The sequence below is a fragment of the Verminephrobacter aporrectodeae subsp. tuberculatae genome (assembly GCF_026127385.1).
In the GTDB taxonomy this organism is placed as follows: Bacteria; Pseudomonadota; Gammaproteobacteria; order Burkholderiales; family Burkholderiaceae_C; genus Acidovorax; species Acidovorax aporrectodeae.
On sequence record NZ_QZCX01000006.1, the window covers coordinates 1 to 2,962 of the forward strand.

A 2,962-nucleotide genomic window follows, 5' to 3' on the forward strand; every position below is an offset into this window, starting at 1 on the left:
CGACGGGCAAAGCCTGCGGCTCGACTTCCGGATCGAGGACGGCGGCGCTTTCGACGCCGACGGCGAGACCGACGGAACCATTACCGCCCCCGGCACGGCAGCGCACATGCTGCTGTCCATCGTCGGGCAGACGTCCGATGCGCAAGCGCACGGGATCTGGTTCTGATGGACCGGGCTTCGCTGCGGGAGGGATACCCGCTCCATGCGCCAGAAGGTAATTCCCGAGCGTGCTCCCGGCGCCCCGGGGGAGCCGGCACGGCCTGCCCGGAGCCGGAACCCATGCAACAGGCACGGGCATCTGCGTCCCTGGACCGCAGGCGGCACACAAGCTGAATCCGGAAAACCACGCGCAGCCCATTCGGAAAAAGGAAAAGCACCATGACCGCACCCACACTCGCCGCATCCGGCCACTCGATCAGCGAAACCGCCATCGGATTCAACCGGAGAACGACTGTCGTCACCGTCAAATTCAGCGAAGCGGTGAAGGAATTCGGCACAACGGACGTGAGTCTGCGCCCGAACGCTGGCAGCGTGAGCAGCGTGAGCGCCGTCAGTCCCGGCGCCGACGGCAGCAGCGACACCTGGCAGGTCACCATCACATCGGGGCTCACGTGGAACAATCCCTCAACGTCCCAAAACTCCGTCGCGGTGAACCTTGCCGGCGTGAGGAATACCGCGGGCGAAGCGGGAACGGGAACGATGAACGTCCCGGGTGTCCTCTACAACATCGACGCCGTAAAGCCCGTCATCACCATCGAGGTGGACGGCAGCGGCCTGACAGCGACAGAAACCAGCCTCGTCAAGCTCAGCTTCAACGAACCGGTCGTCGGTTTCGACCTGGAGGACATGCGCAGCCTCATCGCGCAAAACGCTACGCTGAGCGACTTCAAGCTACACACCGACGGCACGAGCTGGGTCGCCACGCTGACCCCGAACGCAGGCGCCGAGGGGGCCAACCTCACCATCTCCCTGGATACCGAAAACGCCGGCGTGACGGACCTGGCTGGCAACAAACCCCTGAGCAGAATCGTTAAAAGCAACGCCTACTTCATCGATCTGACACCGCCCACGCTGATCAGCTTCACCATAAGCGATCACGACCTGCGGGCCGGCGAGACGGCCACCGTCACCCTGACCTTCAGCGAAAAGGTGCTCAACATCAACCTCAGAGCCGAGCCGCGCCTGGCAGCGTCAATCGGCACGCTGTCCGAGCTGAGCTCCTCCGAAGACGGCACGGTCTGGACCGCTACCCTGACTCCGCCGGAGAACACCATCTCGCCAGTAAACATCGTCGAGATAACGCGTTTCATCCACATAAAGGACCCTGCGGGCAACTCGATCACGGGCACCGTTCCGCGCGGTGAAAACTTCACCGTGGACACCGTGCGGCCCCGGCTCACCACCAACGGCATCACGATCAGCAGCAACATGCTGAAGACCGGAGAAACCGCCACCGTCACCGTCACTTTCGACATCCCGGTACAAAACATCTCCGCTGCCGTGAGCGCGGCCAACGGCACGCTGTCCAACTGGAATCCCAACACAGGCGGCAAGGTCTGGAGCGCCACCCTGGCGCCCGCGGCGAACGCGGAGGCCGCGGGCAACCGCGTCACGGTGGACATGACCCGCGTGCTCACCCCTTCGGGCAACGCCGGGCTGGGCCAGATCGATTCCAGCAGCGACTACACGGTGGACGCACGCCCCCCGCAGATCAGCGACGACGCCATGGCCAACACGGTGAATGGCAACCAGTTGGTGCTCAGCTACATCGAAGCGATCGGCCTGGATGCGGCGCATGTCCCGGCCACCGGGGCCTTTGCGCTGCGCGTCAATGGCGCCGCCGTGGCCAACGCCGTCACCGCAGTGAGCGTGAATGCCACGGCCAAGACCGTGACGCTGACGCTGGCCAGCGCCGTAGGCCCCGGCGATACGGTCAGCGTCTCCTACACCGACCCCACGAGCGGCAACGACGCCAACGCCATACAGGACGCAGCCGGCAACGACGCCGCGAGCTTCGCGCAGCGGCAGATACAGAACAACACCCCGGACACCACGCCGCCCGTGCTGCTGAGCATCGCCATCGCCGACCGCCAGCTCAAGATCGGCGACACGGCCCAGGTCAGCATCCGCTTCAGCGAGGCGGTGACCGGCTTTGGCAAGGCGAATCTGAGCGTGCCCAGCGGCACGCTGTCCGATCTGACCGCGTCCGAAGGCGGCGTGCTCTGGACCGGCACCCTGACCCCCGCGGAGAACACCGCGGCGGCGAGCAACGCGATCAGCGTGAGCAGCCTTGCCGGTGTCGAGGACGCCGCGCACAACACCGCCACGGGGAGCAGCGTCAGCAGCGAAAACTACCAAGTGAACACCGTGGCGCCGCAGTTGCTGAGCATCGTGCTGGGCGACAGCGCGCTGAAAATCGGCGAGACGGCCCGCGTCACCGTCACTTTCAGCGAAGCGGTGAGCGGCTTTGGCAAGGCGAACCTGAGCGTGTCCAGCGGCACGCTGTCCGAGCTGGCGGCCGCCGAAGGCGGCAAGGTCTGGACCGGCACCCTGACCCCCGCGGCGAACACCACGGCGGCGACCAACGCCATCCACGTGAACACCCTTGGCGGCGTAAAAAGCACGGCCGACAACGCCGCCACGGGCAGCGACGTGAGCAGCGACAACTACAGCGTGGACACCACGGCGCCCCAGCTGACCCAGATCACGCTCGACGACAACGCGCTCAAGGCGAGCGATACGGCCACCGTCACCATCACCTTCGGCGAAGCGGTCACCGGCTTCAACAAGGACCACCTGAGCGTCTCCAGTGGCACGCTCGGCGCGCTCACGCGCAGCGCCGACGGCCTGAGCTGGACCGGCACGCTGACCCCGGCGGCAGACACCACGGTGGCAAACAACGTCGTCAGCGTGAACAACCTCAGCGGCGTCGCGGACGCTGCCGGCAACCCGGCCACGGGCA

The 2,962-nt window shown here is 66.0% G+C and carries 1 protein-coding gene; it reads left to right on the plus strand.

Annotation, left to right across the window (positions count from 1 at the left end; genetic code table 11):
- Positions 1-378: 378 nt before the first annotated feature.
- A partial coding sequence (locus D5041_RS21860; RefSeq protein ID WP_265285825.1) for an Ig-like domain-containing protein occupies positions 379-2,962 on the plus strand: 2,584 nt, incomplete at its 3' end.